At 42.0% G+C, this 17,205-nt stretch carries 18 protein-coding genes; 6 read left to right on the top strand and 12 right to left on the bottom strand.

The features are described 5' to 3' along the window. From JOC54_RS14030 to JOC54_RS14020, 3 genes are all read left to right on the top strand, one after another. Complete coding sequence (locus JOC54_RS14030; RefSeq protein ID WP_204466825.1) at positions 1 to 1,302, top strand: four-carbon acid sugar kinase family protein; 1,302 nt, start codon at positions 1 to 3, stop codon at positions 1,300 to 1,302. Next, positions 1,299 to 2,291, top strand: a complete 993-nt coding sequence (gene pdxA / locus JOC54_RS14025) for a 4-hydroxythreonine-4-phosphate dehydrogenase PdxA (RefSeq protein ID WP_204466824.1) — start codon at positions 1,299 to 1,301, stop codon at positions 2,289 to 2,291. The genes JOC54_RS14030 and pdxA overlap by 4 nt, the downstream gene beginning before the upstream one ends. A gap of 503 nt (positions 2,292 to 2,794) precedes the next feature. Beyond that, positions 2,795 to 3,196: a DUF2500 domain-containing protein gene (locus tag JOC54_RS14020; protein ID WP_204466823.1), complete on the top strand. Its 402-nt coding sequence runs from the start codon at positions 2,795 to 2,797 to the stop codon at positions 3,194 to 3,196. Positions 3,197 to 3,237: 41 nt separating this feature from the next. On the opposite strand, the gene JOC54_RS14015 is transcribed toward JOC54_RS14020, so the two are convergent. The 6 genes from JOC54_RS14015 to JOC54_RS13990 form a co-directional block, all read right to left on the bottom strand. After that, positions 3,238 to 3,837 (bottom strand): CHRD domain-containing protein, encoded by a 600-nt coding sequence (locus JOC54_RS14015; RefSeq protein WP_051991440.1) that lies wholly within the window; start codon positions 3,835 to 3,837, stop codon positions 3,238 to 3,240. A gap of 293 nt (positions 3,838 to 4,130) precedes the next feature. Continuing rightward, complete coding sequence (locus tag JOC54_RS14010; RefSeq protein ID WP_204466822.1) at positions 4,131 to 5,402, bottom strand: methyl-accepting chemotaxis protein; 1,272 nt, start codon at positions 5,400 to 5,402, stop codon at positions 4,131 to 4,133. Between the two features lie 17 nt (positions 5,403 to 5,419). Continuing rightward, on the bottom strand, positions 5,420 to 5,800 hold the full coding sequence (locus JOC54_RS14005) for a hypothetical protein (RefSeq protein WP_204466821.1): 381 nt from the start codon (positions 5,798 to 5,800) through the stop codon (positions 5,420 to 5,422). Between the two features lie 12 nt (positions 5,801 to 5,812). Next, a complete protein-coding gene (locus JOC54_RS14000; protein WP_054793881.1) occupies positions 5,813 to 6,178 on the bottom strand; it encodes a carboxymuconolactone decarboxylase family protein in 366 nt (121 codons plus the stop codon). A gap of 14 nt (positions 6,179 to 6,192) precedes the next feature. Next, positions 6,193 to 7,827, bottom strand: coding sequence for a thiamine pyrophosphate-binding protein (locus tag JOC54_RS13995; protein ID WP_204466820.1), 1,635 nt, complete (start codon positions 7,825 to 7,827; stop codon positions 6,193 to 6,195). A gap of 255 nt (positions 7,828 to 8,082) precedes the next feature. Beyond that, a complete protein-coding gene (locus JOC54_RS13990; protein ID WP_054793883.1) occupies positions 8,083 to 8,853 on the bottom strand; it encodes an N-acetylmuramoyl-L-alanine amidase in 771 nt (256 codons plus the stop codon). 381 nt (positions 8,854 to 9,234) lie between these two features. On the opposite strand from JOC54_RS13990, the gene JOC54_RS13985 reads away from it, so the two are divergent. Together JOC54_RS13985 and JOC54_RS13980 are read left to right on the top strand one after the other, a co-directional pair. Next, positions 9,235 to 10,029, top strand: coding sequence for a DUF817 domain-containing protein (locus JOC54_RS13985; RefSeq protein ID WP_204466819.1), 795 nt, complete (start codon positions 9,235 to 9,237; stop codon positions 10,027 to 10,029). 21 nt (positions 10,030 to 10,050) lie between these two features. Next, entirely contained in the window at positions 10,051 to 10,374 is a 324-nt protein-coding gene (locus tag JOC54_RS13980; protein ID WP_204466818.1) for a hypothetical protein, read from the top strand. Here JOC54_RS13980 and JOC54_RS13975 read toward each other — a convergent pair. Further along, positions 10,364 to 10,897 carry a hypothetical protein gene (locus JOC54_RS13975; RefSeq protein WP_204466817.1) on the bottom strand — a complete coding sequence of 178 codons (534 nt, stop codon included), beginning with the start codon at positions 10,895 to 10,897 and terminating at the stop codon, positions 10,364 to 10,366. The genes JOC54_RS13980 and JOC54_RS13975 overlap by 11 nt on opposite strands. Before the next feature lie 69 nt (positions 10,898 to 10,966). Between JOC54_RS13975 and JOC54_RS13970 the strand changes: the two genes are divergently transcribed. Next, a complete protein-coding gene (locus tag JOC54_RS13970) occupies positions 10,967 to 11,425 on the top strand; it encodes an NUDIX hydrolase (RefSeq protein ID WP_204466916.1) in 459 nt (152 codons plus the stop codon). Positions 11,426 to 11,443: 18 nt separating this feature from the next. Here the strand turns inward: JOC54_RS13970 and JOC54_RS13965 are convergent, their stop codons facing one another. The 5 genes from JOC54_RS13965 to JOC54_RS13945 all read right to left on the bottom strand — a co-directional run bounded on the left by JOC54_RS13965 (position 11,444) and on the right by JOC54_RS13945 (position 16,971). Beyond that, entirely contained in the window at positions 11,444 to 12,115 is a 672-nt protein-coding gene (locus JOC54_RS13965) for a 5'-methylthioadenosine/S-adenosylhomocysteine nucleosidase family protein (RefSeq protein WP_035419449.1), read from the bottom strand. Positions 12,116 to 12,273: 158 nt separating this feature from the next. Then, positions 12,274 to 13,329, bottom strand: a complete 1,056-nt coding sequence (locus JOC54_RS13960; RefSeq protein WP_275582715.1) for a LacI family DNA-binding transcriptional regulator — start codon at positions 13,327 to 13,329, stop codon at positions 12,274 to 12,276. A 121-nt stretch (positions 13,330 to 13,450) separates the two neighbouring features. Next, positions 13,451 to 14,290, bottom strand: coding sequence for a sugar ABC transporter permease (locus JOC54_RS13955; protein WP_054793888.1), 840 nt, complete (start codon positions 14,288 to 14,290; stop codon positions 13,451 to 13,453). Beyond that, on the bottom strand, positions 14,290 to 15,537 hold the full coding sequence (locus JOC54_RS13950; RefSeq protein ID WP_204466915.1) for a carbohydrate ABC transporter permease: 1,248 nt from the start codon (positions 15,535 to 15,537) through the stop codon (positions 14,290 to 14,292). The genes JOC54_RS13955 and JOC54_RS13950 overlap by 1 nt, the downstream gene beginning before the upstream one ends. A 162-nt stretch (positions 15,538 to 15,699) precedes the next feature. Then, a complete protein-coding gene (locus JOC54_RS13945; protein ID WP_204466815.1) occupies positions 15,700 to 16,971 on the bottom strand; it encodes a sugar ABC transporter substrate-binding protein in 1,272 nt (423 codons plus the stop codon). Between the last annotated feature and the right edge of the window lie 234 nt (positions 16,972 to 17,205).

Genomic DNA, 17,205 nt, shown 5'->3' with positions numbered 1-17,205 from the left:
ATGGAGATTGCTATTATTGCAGATGATTTAACTGGGGCGAATGATAGCGGTGTCCAGCTCGCTAAAGCAGGTTTAGACACCGTTGTCTGGCTTAATGGTGGCGGAAATGACGCAACAAGTGCTGATGCAGTCATTGTGGATACTAATTCACGAGCACTTGAACCATCTAAAGCTAAAGAAGCCATTCACCACGCAATGGACAAGCTTAATCAATTTGCACCAAACGTTATATTTAAAAAAGTCGATTCAACCCTGCGCGGAAACGTAGGTGCTGAACTTGAAGCAATGATCGAAGCGTGCGAGCCAGACTATGTCTTGCTTGCACCTACCTTCTTGCCAAATAAACGAACTGTCAATAATGGGATACTCTATGTAAACGGACAGCCAATTGGAGAGACTGAATTTGCGCAGAATGAAGCCGATCCTGTGAAGCACTCCGCTATACGTGACCATGTTGGTCTACAGTTCAAAGGCTCGATGACTGTCGTTCCTGAATCCATTTGGGCTAAGGACGCTGTTGACATTCAAAACTGGTTTAACAAAACAAAAAGCGGTCGTCCAGCTGTCTTTATCTGTGACGCTAGTGCACCTGACACACTGACAAAGATTGCTGCTTTTACAGAATCTCAAGACCAACGCATCCTGCTAGCAGGTTCAGCTGGATTATCCGAAGCGCTTACACAATCTATCTCGGGTAAGAACAAGCCTTTCATTCGTTCAAACTACGGCGCTGATCCCATTCTTTATCTTGTTGGTAGCATGAGTGATATGAGCAAGCAACAGGTGTCGCGTTTATTGCAACACAATGAGACGGTTGGAATTCGCCTTGATGCAAGCAAAGCGGTTAACGAAGATCCTTATGTGCAGGCCCGTGAATATGAGCGACTGATCATGGAAGCGCGCCATGCTCTAGCCAATAAACAGATCCCCGTTATTTATTCTGGTACAACACGCGCAGAAATTGATGCCGTTTACGCCTATGCTAAAGAAGAACAGCTCTCTCTCCACGTTCTTGCAAAACGCATTGTTAATGTGCTAGCTGTTGTCGGTGAAGCACTTATGGAAGATTTCTCATTCCAAGCGGTCATTATGACAGGCGGAGACACGGCAAAAGCACTTTGCAGTCGAATGAACATCGATGAACTCCGCTTGCTCGATGAATTTGAACCCGGTATTCCGGTTGCTCAATTTCCCGGAAAATATCAAGACACGTATGCCATTACGAAAGCCGGTGCATTTGGTACTAAAAATACGTTTTCAAATCTATATCAGTTTTTTATGGAAGGGGCAGAAAATAAATGAAACCAATCATTGGTATAACTATGGGTGACGCGGCAGGCGTTGGACCGGAAATTATCGCAAAGGCCTTTGCTCACGAATCAATTTTTGCCACAGGACGACCTTTCGTCATCGGAGACGCAGCGTTAATCGAACGTGCTGTAACGGTTACACAAACCGAACTAAACGTTGTTAGTGTCACAGACGTAACGGAGTGTGTGTTTGAACCAGGCACGATTGAAGTATTGGATCTACGTCTTCTTTTAGACACACTTCCATTTGGTGAAGTAAGCGAAGAAGCTGGGAACGCGGCATTCCGCTATGTAGAAAAAGCAGTTGAATTAGCAAAAGCAAAAAAGATTAATGCAATTTGTACAGCACCTTTAAATAAAGAAGCGATGCAAAAAGCGGGTCATATGTATCCAGGTCACACAGAAATTTTAGCAGAGCTAACTGAAACAACCGATTTCTCAATGATGCTCTCCGCACCAAATTTAAAAGTGATTCATCTTACGACTCATGTTGGTTTACGTAAAGCCATTGATATGATTAACCCTGAACGGACGCATAAAGTTATTAACCTTGCTGATGAAACGTTGAAAAATGCTGGTAATTCAAATCCTCGCATTGCCGTCTGTGGGATTAATCCTCACGCTGGTGAGAATGGACTCTTTGGTGAAGGTGAGGAAGAAGAAAAGCTCATCCCAGCCATCAAGCAAGCACAGCAAGAAGGCATTAACGTTGAAGGACCATACCCAGCAGATACGCTTTTCTTCCGCGCTGCTCGTGGTGACTTTGATATTGTGATTGCCTGTTACCATGATCAAGGCCATGTTCCAATCAAAGTTATGGGTCTAGAAGCTGGCGTTAACATTACAGTCGGTCTAAAGGGCGGCATTGTCCGCACATCCGTAGACCACGGAACCGCATTTGATATTGCCGGCAAGAACATTGCCGACGAGCGTAGCCTGCTCGCCGCTTATCGCGACGCAGTTGAACTAGCGCCTAAGTAAGAAGGGGCTAGGACATAACTAAAAGGAATAGTTGAAATGGCGAATCATCTAAAATATGCTGAGTAGCATCGCTACAGGAGAATTCGTCGCTTTCCAGGGGCACGGCCTCAGCCTCCTTCGAAAGCGCCACTCCAGAGACTTCGGATTCTCCTTCCGGCTAATCTTATTATAAAATAAACGACGAACGTTCCTGAAAATAGGAACGTTCGTCGTTTTAATCTGTCTATTTACTTTTGTCCCAGTCTCTTTGTTGTTTTTCTATTTCCGATCTATTACCTCAAGCACTGCATCTGTTTCTGTTATGGTTTGAACGAGCGCTTCTTTCCAACCTACTCCTTTATAGGTTCAAGCTCCTTAATTCGTAACTGATGACGTCCCTTCTCCAATTTAATCGAACGTTCCCTTTAACAAGCTTTCCCTATCCGGTTTGAACATTTTTCATGTATTTGAATCCACCTATCCGTTCGAATCGTATAGCACTTATATCTAAAGGGGGAATGTGCATGGTTGATGTTTACGATACTGGAGGAGATTGGACCTTCTCTGTTTTTCCGGTCTTGTTTTTTATTGTTTTTATTATCATCGTAGCAGTATTTGTATTTGCAGGAGTTAATGGAGTAAAAGAATGGGGCAAAAACAACCAGTCGCCGAGATTAACGGTTCACGCTGTTCTGAAAGCAAAACGAGCCGATGTCAGTCGCCACATCTCTCATCACAATGACCACCATACGCATCATTCCTCAACAACGTACTACGCGACGTTCCAATTTGAAAGCGGAGATCGCTCAGAGTTTCGCTTAACAAGCCAACAGTACGGCATGCTCGCCGAAGGAGATGAAGGGAAGCTTACTTTTCAAGGAACGCGCTTTCTCGAATTTGAGAGACAACAAAAAGAGATAGACTAAAAGCCCACTTCTGGGCATTTAATCTATCTCGACAACCTTATTTATTTAAACAGAAAACCAGTAATCCCTGCCCATAGAGATGTAAACCAGTTTCCTGAACTTGATCCACCCATCCCAGTTTGAGGCATTTCTGATGGCATGTTTGCTTCTTCCATAGCAGCATCTTGTGCCGCCTTATCAAGCTGTCCACGGATTTCTCCATCTGGATACTCTTCCGTATGAATGTTTACATAAATCTCACCAGCTACAAGCCCCATCGAAAACTCTTCCCAGCTTAAATCACCAACAAGATCATCGGCATCTAATGTACCTGAAGCAACTTCACCATCATAATCCATTGGCTCATCATTGTGGAATAAGAAAAGTTCTACCGGTCCGTCTTCACCAGCTGGACCACTATGCAAGTGACCTGCAGTCGCACCTTCTAAATACTTAGCATGTACCCAAAACTCAAGTGTATCGCCATCTTCACTCACTTCAAAGTGAGCTTCTCCTGTTGCATCACTTTCAACATCCATGACTTCATTCTCCGGAGTCAGTTCAACTAAAAACTCACGACCCTCATGGTCTGCAGAAGCTGTACCTGCAAACGTTGCTACTGCGAGAACCGCCGCTAATGGAAACATCATTGCTTTTTTCATTGAAAAATCGCCCCTTTTGATTAATGAAATCACATTTAGCTGTCCTCAACGCCTCCTTTTCCACTAGTTGTTTACATACGATACCTAGCTAATATGTAACCTCTTACAGAGCTAACGAGAATAGTGTCAGAATGGATCACTTTTTCTGAAACTTTTTTAATAAGTCTCTATAAAACATTGGTTATACGTAAAATGTGCACGCTGACACTAACCCACTATAAGAATAGTCTTCGCCTTCCAAAAAAAAAGACGATTCATTCCTAGACAGGAATAATCGTCCTTTCATTACATCCTTACGAATATGCAGGAACCAGTGGCGCTTCTTCTTCAGTCTCATGGTTCGTCTCTTTCTCTTCCAGCTGCGCGTTGGTCACGCTCGCCAATGTTTCAGCTGAAGCTGTCATTTCTTGCATCGACGCGCTTAATTCTTCAATTACGGCTGCGGCGTTTTGCACGCTGCCGTTTGACTGGACAGCTGCTGCTGAAACTTCTTTCATCGTATTCGAAATGTCTTCCATGCTCGTCGTCAATTCACCAATTGATTCAGATAAGTCTTGGATAAACTCGTCGACTTCTTGAGCGTTCTCATTAATTGTCTGGAAGACCGCTCCCATTTCCCGGTTTAAACCAATTCCAACCTCAACGGACTCAGCTCCTTGCTGAATCGCGTTGACCGCATCACGGCTGCCTTCGTGAACTTCAGTAATAAGCTTTTGAATGTCGGCTGTAGCCGCATTTGTTTGCTCTGCAAGCTTGCGCACTTCTCCCGCTACAATCGAGAAGCCTCGGCCATGTTCACCTGCACGCGCCGCTTCAATTGCTGCGTTTAAAGCAAGTAAGTTTGTTTGATTGGAAATACCCGTAATCAGTTGCAAGATCTTTTCGATTTCAGCTGTTTTTAACCCTAATGCTTCAATCCGGTCTTTTGAAAACTGAACATCTTTCCCGATTAAATCCATTTGTTTCATCGATTGCTGCACGGTCGCATTTCCTTGCTTGGCATTTGTAAAAGCTGTGCTTGATGAATCGGCAACAAACTGCGTACTCTCGCTTATTTCTTTTAGGTTAAAGAAGATGAAAGAGACCGTCTCATCAATTGATTTAATCGCATCGACTTGATCATTATTGTTGGAAGCCAAATCCTGCATCGTTACTGCAATATCTTCAACACCGGCACTTGTCTCACTTGTAGAAACTTGCAGATGATTGGCAGCTTCAGCAGACTGGATTTTCCAATCATCTTCAACCGCCAAATCGACTGACTCCGATTTGGTCTGCAATGACGTTAATAAGTGTGCAAGATTGGTGTGGCCTGTCGTTTCCTCTGTTAAAGTTGCTAGTTGATTTTCAGCTTCCTGCAGTGGACGAATAATCTGGTTGTAGAAGAAGTAGGCAACTGCTCCAACAATCGCCCAAATGAGCACAAGCCCTACCCATAATAGCCCGTTTCCACTCATACCACCACCAAGCAGAACCGTTAATAATGAAATGAGCGCAATTGCACTGACCGATCCGCTCATGGCGATCGTTAGTTTTTTATAAAGTCCTTTATTTTCAGTATTCAAGCCGATCACTCCTCTTTTTAGCTAAGCTTAAAATCGGGAACCTCCATAAAATCAAGCGCTTGATTGATATCCGTGAACGCACGAACGCTATCATACGTACCTGATTGCTTGGAGATGCGGTTTAACTGCATCTTTAGTGAAGCACTTGGAGCAATTGTTGCATTCTTCTCTACTTGAGATGAGACAGTAGCCATAAGCTCGCCCCAAACCGCACCAACCTCAGGAGCAGCAACAGACGTTACGTTGCGGTTATCATTTAGAAACTTCTTAATTTCTGGCTTAGCAAGCTGCGAACGAACAAAATTAGCCTGCTCCTGTGCTTCTTCCACCGTACTTGCCATTTCTAAGTAATTAAAATAAAAAACGTCCTTTTCTACTTTCCACTCAAACTTTTCCATTATAAGTTCCTCCTATGCGTTTTCTAACGCTTCTTTAAATACGTGCAGGGCATGAATAGCTTTAGGAAATCCAGCATATGCACTGCAATGATTAATGACTTCCAAGATCTCTTCTTTTGTAACGCCAACACGCAGTGCCGCTTTAAAATGATACGTTAAGCCTCGACCTTGATCTCCTTGTGTAATTAACGAAGACAGCGTAATTAAGGCGCGCTGCTTTAAATCAAGTGCTTCGCCAAGATACACATCTCCGTAACCGAACTCAAGCGCCAGCTGGGCAAGTCTTGGCGAAAATTCCTCAACCGCCTTCATTGACTGGATACCTGGCTCGCCTGCTAATTCCTCAATCTTCTTCCAACCTGCTGCTGCTTTATCCATGCAAAGACCTCCTCTTACCCACGACCAAGCGTAGGTGGCACTTCTTCCTTATTAACTAACACTTCAATGATGACAGGACCTTTAATCCCTCTTGACACTTCGTATGCTTCCACAAGCTCTGCCTCAGTTGCGCAGCGGAAACCTGCTGCTCCTATTGATTCGGCAAATTGAGCAGCATGAATGCCTTTGCTGTACCGGGTGCCTGCCGTAACGCCAAGATTGTATTTCATTCCTTTGTCAACCATATCGAGCATCTCGTTGTTGAAGACAACGAAGAGGAGATCTGCTTCTTCGTCTACTGCCGCGGCAATCTCGGTTCCGTGCATAAACAAACAGCCATCACCAGTGAAGCAGGCAATCTCCTGATCCGGCCTCGCCAGCTTAGCCCCAATTGCGAGACCAATTCCATTCCCCATTGCCCCAAATACATCATCAAAGCGAAACGTTCCTGGTACATGCGTTTTAAAATGTTTAATCGTATAGAATGAGTGGCTGCCATCATCACCATACACAATCGTTTCATGCGGTAAGAGCTCGCGAAGAACCTGTGCCGTTCGAGCTGAAGACAACCGTCCATCTTCTGGTTCAGCTGTTTGTCCTGTTTCTTCTTGTAAATAAGCAGTTAAATCGACTTTCGATACTGAAGAAGGGCTCGCCTGTGCTAAAAGCTGCTGCAAGTTCGTGCCAGCATCTCCCTGCACAAAAATCGTCTCGCTCTCAAGCGTTTTTCCGACAAAATTCGCATGCCAGTCAAAATGTAGCACCTTATCCGGCTCTCCAGCCGTCAATAGCCCCACGGTCGACATATCGCTAAGCTTTGAACCAACCACGATTAACAGATCGCTTTTGCGCTCTTTTACATAAGCTGCTGCCGCTTCTGTTCCGCCAAGGCCAAGCGCTCCTAAAGAAAGTGGATGTGTTTCCACAAACGATCCTTTTCCACCCGGGGTTGTCACGACAGGAATTTGCCAGTGCTCCGCAACTTCTTTAATCGGTCCGTATGCAGAAGATAGATGAGCCCCTTTTCCAACTAACATTAACGGTCGCTCTGCTGCATCTAATGCCGCGATGGCGCTGTTTATGTTTCCTGAGACAATGGTATCCGTTGCCAGCTTAGCAAACTCAAACGGCTCAATCTCACTTACTAAAATATCGAGTGGAACAGAAAGATGCACTGGACCTTTAGAGCCTGTTAATGCTTGCTCTTCCGCATGCTGTAAAAGTTGACGCAACATATCCTTGCTTTCAACCTTGGCGCTGAATTTGGTTACCGGCTTAAACAGCTCAACTAAATCGGTTCCAAACATGCTTGAATCCTGACCAAGTGCCTTACCCGATAGTCCAAGCGGCGGATGGCCGGTAATGAACAACACAGGCGCATGAAAAGCTAATGCCTGCGCTGCTGCCGTAAGCATATTTGTCCCACCAGGACCAGACGTGCCAATCGCTACTCCAAGTGATTGATTCTGCAAGGCATACCCGGCAGCCATATAACCTGCACCACATTCATGGCGCGCAAGCACAAAGTCAACGCCTTCCGCTTTCATTGCCAAAATCAGCGGAACAACCGGTTTACCCGGAATTCCAAAAACTTTCGTACAGCCTTTTTCCTTTATAAATTGGACGATCATTGACGAAACTTTTGTCATGTTTTATCCCCTTTTTTCAAAGTACATGGCGCTGTCTTTTTCCAGTTGGCAGCGAACATTTATAGCCATTGTGAACAAGGAAACCATCGATATGTATGACACTACTTACCGACTCCTCTCTTTTTATCGGCAACTGTTCCTTTACTTTAAAGTTCTTCAGCGATATTAAAACAGAGAGAACGCTTTCAATTTAAAAAAGGAGACAGAACCCCTACAAAGCAAAAGACGGGCCGCTAATGCGCCCGCCTCGTTCACTTATCCACTTACAACCGCTACATCATAGCCGCGGCCTCGTAGTTCACTTGCAAGGGCCTCGGCATTGGCACGGATTGAAAAAGCTCCCACCTGCACAAGGAATAACGAACCACTCTGAACGATAATTGACTCGTAGCCATCCCCTCGCAAGCGTGCCTGCTGTTGATCTGCATTCGCACGAACCGAAAAAGCTCCTGCCTGAACGCGGTAAATCGTTCCACCACCCCCGCCTCTACGCTGCAAATTAAAAGCTTGTGCTAAACCGTTGGCGTGCCCTCTTGCAATTCGGTCTAAATAAGCCGGACTGCGTAACAAATCAGCATCTGCTGCACGATCAATAAACAGGTTTTCAGTTAGAATTGCTGGCATATTCGACGTTCGCAGCACCGCAAAATTGGCCCGCTTCAGACCGCGGTTGGTTACATTCATCTGCTGAATAATAGCCGGATGGATGATTCCTTGCAGCCTAACCGACTCTGCGCTTGCATTCGTATGAACAAAGGACTCAAACCCTGTCCCCCCACCAGCATTAATGTGAATCGACATAAAGTAATTAGCATTCCAAGCATTCGCCTGCTGTGTCCGCTGATCTAATCCGATAAACACATCCGTCGTTCTGCTCATCCGTACCTCGACTCCTTGGTACTCGTTTAATAAAATATCGCGAACACGCGTAGCGATTGATAAAGTCAAATTCTTTTCCTGTAACCCATTTCCGACTGCACCTGGGTCACTTCCACCATGTCCTGGATCTAAAAATATTCTTGTCATTGGTATTTCCCCCTTTTTCTAAATAGGTGCCTGTCCACATCCACCTAGGAACGTGAAAAAGCACGCAGCGTTTAAGCTACATGCTATTGATATGCACAATCTATCGAAGTGTTAGGGTGTTTGCTAGAGCCGCGCTACAAAAGGGGCAGATGAACTGCTAGATTGTTAGGTTAATATAATGCTTTTGGTTCTTTTGGATAAAAGCGTTCGGTTATGTCGTTTGAACGGATAGACATCCACTCGCACAATTAAAAAGGTACGATTTGCAAGAAAACTCCACTCTTTCACTTAATTTTTTACGAATACTCGCACTGTTATGGATCTTATTTTGATAGACTTTCATTATAAGCATCCTACTATCCTACTTTTGAGGTACAAATCATGAAAACCTTCTTCTTATTTGGCTATCACCAAGCAATGTCCTGCATTTTCCCAGTTGTGATCTTTGGCGCTTTAGCCTTATCTCAACTAATTGAGATTCCCTTTCTTGCTCGCTATGATTTCATTTTACTTGTTTGTGTCCTCGCCCAAGTACTCATGCTTGTCTTTAAATTAGAGACCTTTGATGAGTTTAAAGTAATTTGCTTGTTTCATGTAATTGGTCTAGGGCTCGAGCTTTATAAAGTCCATATGGGTTCATGGGCATATCCAGAAGAAGCCTATAGCAAATTTGCTGGTGTCCCTTTATACAGCGGGTTTATGTACGCCAGTGTCGCAAGCTACATATGTCAGGCGTGGCGTCGCTTGGACTTGAAAATGGTTCATTGGCCAAAAGCCGGTTTTGCGGTGCTTTTGTGTGTACTCATTTATGGAAACTTTTTCACGCACCATTTTTTCTGGGATGCAAGATGGTTGCTGAAGCTTTTATTGGTGCTTGTCTTTTTACGCACCGTTGTTTATTTCACTGTAAACAAAAAAACGTTTAAGATGCATATGGTTCTCTCTTTTTTCTTAATCGGATTTTTTATTTGGATTGCCGAAAACATCGTCACATTTTACGGAGCTTGGACATACCCCAATCAAGAAACCTCCTGGTCGATTGTTCATATTGGCAAAATTAGCTCTTGGTTTTTACTATGCGTCATTAGTGTCATCATCGTGGCCCAGCTAAAGCGGGTAAAAGGGGAGAGCGTGGTTACGTTCAAACAGGAACAAACAACGACTTCTTTAGATTAGAAGGATGGTGGAAAATAGCAGATGAAGCAATTTTATTTATGCCCAGTATGCGGCTATAAAGGGCTTGAAGACCCCCCTTATGATAAGTTAGGAAATAGTAGCTTTGAAATTTGCTCTTGCTGTGGGTTTCAGTTTGGCGTAGATGATGACGATGTTTGCAGCAATGAAGCTATGTATAAGCAGTACCGAGAGAAATGGCTGAAAAATGGGTTCGTGCCTTTCTCTAAGTATTATCCAGCCAGACTTCAAGCTAGTGATGGTTCCGTCAAAGTTTCCGTGTTAAAGGGGCAGTTGAAAGATATTGGTGTAGCGTTTACTTTATACTATGACAACTTCATCCGCTAGATCTTGTCAGCAATACCTCATAACGTCTATCTATAAAAGATGCAAAATCCTGTTTCACTCCTGCTATGATTCTTTTGGTAGAGATAAGATCCATTACATCTGTAGTCACGTAAATGAGAAAATCTTTATTATAAAAACAGATGTGTAAATCATGTTGAAATCCCCGCATCGACTGTTTCAAATAGTGGTGAACATCTGCAGAAGCCACATTTGTTACCGTACTAAACGTCACAAAAGCGTCTAAGTCGTTGTTCCAGTAGCTACAAGTTTTGACGTTTGTTATTTTTATCGTCCGACCGATATTTCCATACTCAAACTGCTTTCTATCCTTAAACATGTACCCTGAAATAAAGGAACAATTCATGTCGTCATTGATATCAATAAGATATTTATATACTTTCTTCAACAAGCCTGGATTGTCTGCAAATGTATCCATAAGAAAACGAACTCTTTTATCCCCATTTGTTTGAAAAAAAGGCGCGGATCCTACGTTTAAATCTAGTTCAAAGTCGTTTATTTTCATCGTTCACCTTCATACATTTTATTTATAATACGCTAAGTCCCATCTTAGCTTAAACCCTATCAAAAGGAAATTTCTATGCACACACCAAAACATATTGTTGCTGTTTCAGCGTACGTCACAAATGCAAATAATGAGGTTTTACTCGTCAAAACACATTGGCGCTCAGACACATGGGAGCTTCCAGGAGGACAAGTGGAAGAGGGCGAATCGTTAAGTGAAGCGGTTAGGCGTGAAGTGCTAGAAGAAACAGGTATTAAAATTAATCCCATTGGCGTAACAGGCGTCTACTATAATGCTACTGATGGAATCGTCAGCATCGTATTCCATGCACACTATGTTTCTGGTGATATCAAGCTTCAACCAAGCGAAATCAAAGAAGCGGAATACATCGCACTAAATGAAACAAACATTGACCAGTATCTGGTTCGCCCGCATATGAGGTCTCGCACATTAGATGCAATGAAAAAGCAAGCGGTTCCTTACGAACACTGGGAAGTTTCCCCGTTTCAATTAGTAGAACGACTGTAACTCTCTGACCACAATCACTTAAATAAATCGGTCTACATACTCCTTAAAGATTTTGTTCATTACTTTTGGCGTATTTTCTAGATAGACATTTATTTGTTGCGCGTTCGACTCGAACTTGTCCCCGTCCCGCTCATCTGTCGGAAAGTCTGATATGCCTTTTATGATGATGCATTCCACATCATTCTTCTTACAACAATAAGCAATGGCCGCCGCTTCAGTGTCAGCTATTGTGATGGCGTTCTTTTTTAACTCCAAATAGTCCTTCCACATCACAACCGCTTTATCGGCAGTGCCAATCGTTCCTGTTAAAAATTGATTCCCATAGATTGATAGATCAATATCAACGATGAATGATTGCTTAATAAGCGGCTCAACTTCTTTAACAGTGCAGTCATATTGAACCGCTTTATTCGGTACAACAATATCTAAGTTGCGAAACGTATCGTCTATTCCTGCACAGGTTCCCACCACAATGATTTTTGCTAAATTAAACGTAGAAATCATATACTGGCACCCGCCAACACCATTCACTTTTCTAACACCGGTACAATAAAAAAGTAGCTCGCTGCCATTAACGTTCCTAAAAAAGTATTCGCCATACGGATAGCGAAAACGCTCATTGTCCTTAATAATAAAGTAATCTAACGCTGCTTCGAATTCCCAGTTCGTAGCTATACTTATCCCAATCATTAACTAAGCCTCCCCATGAATTTTGAACCTCAACATACAAAAATGAAGCATCAAGAGTCTTTGATGCTTCTCGCTGCTACATTCAATTTATCACACAATTACAATTTTTATTTGTCCAAAACCAATTTCTTTTCCATCTTTTATTATTTAACAGAATCCTAAGTTTCTGCGATTTTTGGAATACATGTCGATTCTCTAACCTTTATGATAGTCGGTATAATGACGCTATGCTTAAACATTTCTGTGTCATGAATGAGTTCTATGACACATCTTGAAGCTTCATAGCCTAATTGATAGGTTTGTATATCAACTGCCGTCATCGGAGGGATAGAGAACTGCGACAGAATCGTATTATTAAAGCTTATAATACTCATTTGTTCAGGGACAGTTATTCCTCTTTCTCTTAGCTCTTTCATGACAGCAAATGCATTAACATCGGCTGAAATGACGATTGCTGTGGGCTTTATCGTGAGAGCTACCAACTCATCAATAATCTGCTTCACTCTATCGGTACCATAGATAAAATCTTTTACATACGCATCGATTACTTCTAGTCCACTTGTCAGCAACCCTTCGCGGTAACCGTTCAGTCGATCTTGCATCACTTGAAAGGTCGGATCATCTCCAATAAAGCCAATTCTCTCATGACCTAACTGAATTAAAAATTCAGTCGCCTCCTTTGCTGCTTGAACATTATCGTTATCCACATACATCATTTGATTCGATTGCGAGGCAGGCTTTCCTATGACTACGAATGGGATTTTTTGCTCCAATAAGTAAGGAACGACCTGATCATCCTCTTTAGAGTAGAGAACAATTAATCCGTCTACCCTTTTGCCTTGAACCATTTTTATTACCTCTTCAAAGATGGCCTGTTCAGATTCTCCGGTTGTTAATGAAATGCTGTACTCTTTCTTATGACAAAAGGCGCTTATCCCTCTCAATATTTCAGGAAAAAAAGGATTTTGCATGGATTGACTAGCAGAGTGCTTCATCACAATTCCAATCGCTTTCGTTGATTTCTGTACAAGAACACGAGCGTTAAAATTGATGTGATAGCCTAATTCATCCATTGTTTTACGAACTTTTTTCTTCGTTTTATCACTAATTTTACTACTGTCTGATAATACGCGTGACACTGTTGAAGGTGAGACATTAGCCCTTTTAGCTACGTCTTTAATGGTGACAGACATCCTTCTCCTCCTATTTTTCAACTAGATATACTCTTCGCTTACATACAGCATCCTCTCCTATCGTAATGGAAGCCCCTATAAATGGATGTCCGAGTAGCTACTTTCGTTGCTTTAGGGAGATTCTACCGCTCAACAAAACTTCTTAACCCTTTGTCCCACCCGCTGCTAAACCAGAGATTAAAAAGCGTTGCAAATACAAGTAGACGGTCGCAATTGGTAATGCAATTAAGACTGATCCAGCTGCAAATCTCGTGAAATTATTCGAAAACTGATCGTTAATAAAGTTAAACAACCCCACAGCCAACGTATAGTTTTCTTTACTCGAAAGCACAATTGATGGCAGAAGAAAATCGAACATCGGTGCCATGAAATTAAACAAGGCAACTACTGCTAAAATCGGCTTTGCCAAAGGGATAATGATACTCCAGAACACGCGTAAATGACCTGCTCCATCAATGCGAGCTGCCTCATCTAAATCGCGTGGAATTGTATCTAAATAACCTTTCACTAACCAAGCATTAAACGGAATTTGTCCGCCAAGGTAAATTAAGATTAATCCTGAAAGTGTGTCCAGTAGACCTAGCATATTCAAAAAGATATACAAAGCGACCATCGCCATCATAACGGGAAACATTTGCAATAATAAAAAGATATACAACCCATTCTTTCGCCCAACAAATTTATAACGCGAGAACGCGTAAGCAATTAGAGAAGTCAAAACGACACTCCCTATTGCATTCGCAATCGAAACAATAAGCGAATTTTTATACCATAATAAATAGTCACTGCTATCACTAAATAGCCATTTGTAATGCTCTAATGAAAAATTTTGCGGAATTAAAGAAGAAGAGTATAAACTAGTGCCTTGATTGAATGACATTCCAACCGTCCACACTAGAGGGTAGAAAATAACAACGGCTGCAAGCGCGATAATGAAATAGATCGCCGTTAACTCCAGCCTCGATTTCGCTTTTCTATACATTAGATCTCCCCCTCTTCTTTAAACGCTCTTGTTTTTCTAAACTGATAAAAAGCAAAGCCTGACACAATTAAGCCCATAATAATGGAAATAACAGCTGCCATCGAGTAATTATTTGTATCAAACGTCAGCTTGTACACCCAAGAAATTAAGATATCTGTTCCGCCGGCGTTTTGACCTCGTACCGGTGGCCCACCTTCATTAAATAAATAAATCACATTAAAGTTATTAAAGTTAGATGCGTATTGCATAATCAATAAAGGTGCTGTGGCAAACATCACATGAGGAAACGTGATGTTTCTAAACTTCTGAAATCGACTAGCACCATCGATATCAGCTGCTTCGTACCAATCACTTGAAATGCTTTGCAGAATCCCTGTGATTAACGCAAAGATAAAGGGAAAACCTAGCCATGTTTGAATGAGAATTATGGCAATTCTCGCGTATAACGGATCGCTAAGCCAGGCTACCCCATCGCCGCCAATTAGCGGGATAATAATATCGCGATTAATTGTTCCGAAATCATCATTAAACATCGCCGCAAAAATTAAAATCGTTACAAAAGAAGGCACTGCCCAAGGAAGAATTAAAATCGTTCGAATAAGTTTTTTCAACTTTACTCTTGGATCATTGACAAGCACAGCTAAAAAGAAGCCAACGCCAATTTGCATCGTTGTTGCGACAACTGTCCAGACAATTGTCCAAGAAAATACACTGAAGAATGTATTTTGCCAAATTGGAACCGTGACTAGACTCTTAAAATTATCTAGCCCGACCCAGCTAACAAGGTTCCGTGGCGGGGAATTATATAAATCATAATTTGTAAAAGCCAATAAGATAGAAAAGAGTAGCGGAAAAATCACAACAAAAATCATCAGTAATAATCCCGGCAATGTCATAATATAAGGAAAAGCATAATTGTAAAATTCTCGCACAGTTTCTCTAAACTTTAATGGTTTCCAACCCTGTTGGATCTTTAGTGCCTGCTTTCTTGCATCAATAATGTTAAAGATATAGAGCGTTATCGCAATGACCGATACAATTAAAGCCAATACACCAAGCACCAGCAAGCGAATGGAATGATCCGTTCCAGGAATAGTTCCTAGCGTACGAAGCCCCCATAACCCGTAATTAAGCGATTCTAAGCTCGTTACGATAAAAGCTAGTTTAATAACTATAAAGATGGAACCTTTCAAATATCTGCGATTATAAAGTTGGCCTAAGCCTGCAAAAAGTATTGATAAAATCATTGCGACCTTCGGCTTATGATTTTTTTGGCGCGGTACCTTTGAATTCACATTCTTCAAATGAGGCTTATTCAACTTATTTGTTGACGGAGTAGGCAATTCTGTACCCTCCTTCTATTATTTCAATATAATAAAGTGGGAAGTATTTCTTCCCACTTTATCGCCTTAATTTCCAGAACCCATTTCAATGTTCATCTGTATTTGCTCAACCGCTTCATCAAGAACAGACTCAACTTCTTCACCTTCAGCCAAGAACTGTAAGGCATCGTTCATTGGGGCCCACACTTGCGCCATCTGTGGCGTACTTGGCATTGGCACACCGTATTCAATTTGCTCAGCAAAAGCAGCATAAATCGGATCATCTAAGTTATTTAGCACCTCGGTGTTTGGAGGAAGTTCCCCTGCAACGTCAAAGTAATGTGCTAGATTATCTTCGTTTGTCATAAATAACGCTAAGTCTTTCGCCCAATCTTTGCTTTCCGAGTAGTAAGAGACCATCCATGATTTCACACCAACAAATGTCGCACTTGCTTCTCCATTAATTGTTGGAAATGGCGCAAATCCTAAATTCTCACCCAGTGCTTGTCCATATGTTGGAATGCTCCACGGTCCATTAATAACAACGCCCACTTTACCTTCTGTAAATAATCCATCAACCACATCGACGGTTGTAGATGCTGGGATAAGCCCTGAACCAAAGAATGATTGAAACAGCTCGCCGCCTTCGTAAGCACCTTCATTGTTTAAGCCAATATCGTCAGTATTATATTCACCGACCTCTCCACCAAAAATATAGCCACCGTAATTTTTTAAGAATGGAAAGGCAAAATATAAATCATTCGGTCGCATTAGAAAGCCATATTGATCGGCTGATGCGTCTGTATTTTCCTCAAGAATTGTTTTTAATTCCTCAATGGTTTCTGGTGCTTCCGGCACAATCTCTTTATTATAGAAAATTCCGTATGTTTCGATAACAGCAGGGACTCCATAGATGTTTGACTCTCCTTCAAACTCATAGGTTACTGCATCTACAGAAGAACTGGCATAATTGGCTAACTCTTCATCTGATAGATCAAGGGGATCTGCTAGCCCTTGTGCGACAATATTTCCAATTTGATCATGAGCTTGGAAAAATAAATCTGGACCATTTCCTTCTGGTCCCGCTAATGCTAACTCTTGCAATTGATCCATCATGGGCTTTGACTCAACCTTGACGTTAATTCCGCTCTGTTCTTCATAATCACTTGCCATTTTTTCAATTGCCTCTAACTGTTCTTCTTGATCATTTGCCCAAATAATTAACTCTTCCGGTTTTTCCGCCGCCTCGTCAGTTCCATTACTTTCACTTGGCGTTGCTGTCTCTTCATCCCGTTCAGGAGCACAAGCAGCTAAGAAAACAAGCAATAAAAACATGGATGCTAGTGAACTTTTTTTCATTTCTTCTTCCCCCTATAAAGTTATATCAATCTAGCGTTTTCTGAGCTACTTTTACATTCTCTGCATAGTAGCGCAAACGTTTGCGCCAGATTTGATAACATCATACATGGCAATTTAAAATATAGCAAGCGCTTACAAAAAAGATTTTTTCGAATCATATTTTAGTTCTAATGACCTATTTACGAATTCAGTGTTTATGCGCTATTAATAAATAAACAGCATACTATTTACTAA

The sequence above is a fragment of the Shouchella xiaoxiensis genome (genome assembly GCF_016907895.1).
Taxonomy (GTDB): Bacteria; Bacillota; Bacilli; order Bacillales; family Bacillaceae_D; genus Shouchella; species Shouchella xiaoxiensis.
This window is presented reverse-complemented; position numbering and strand designations above follow the sequence as displayed.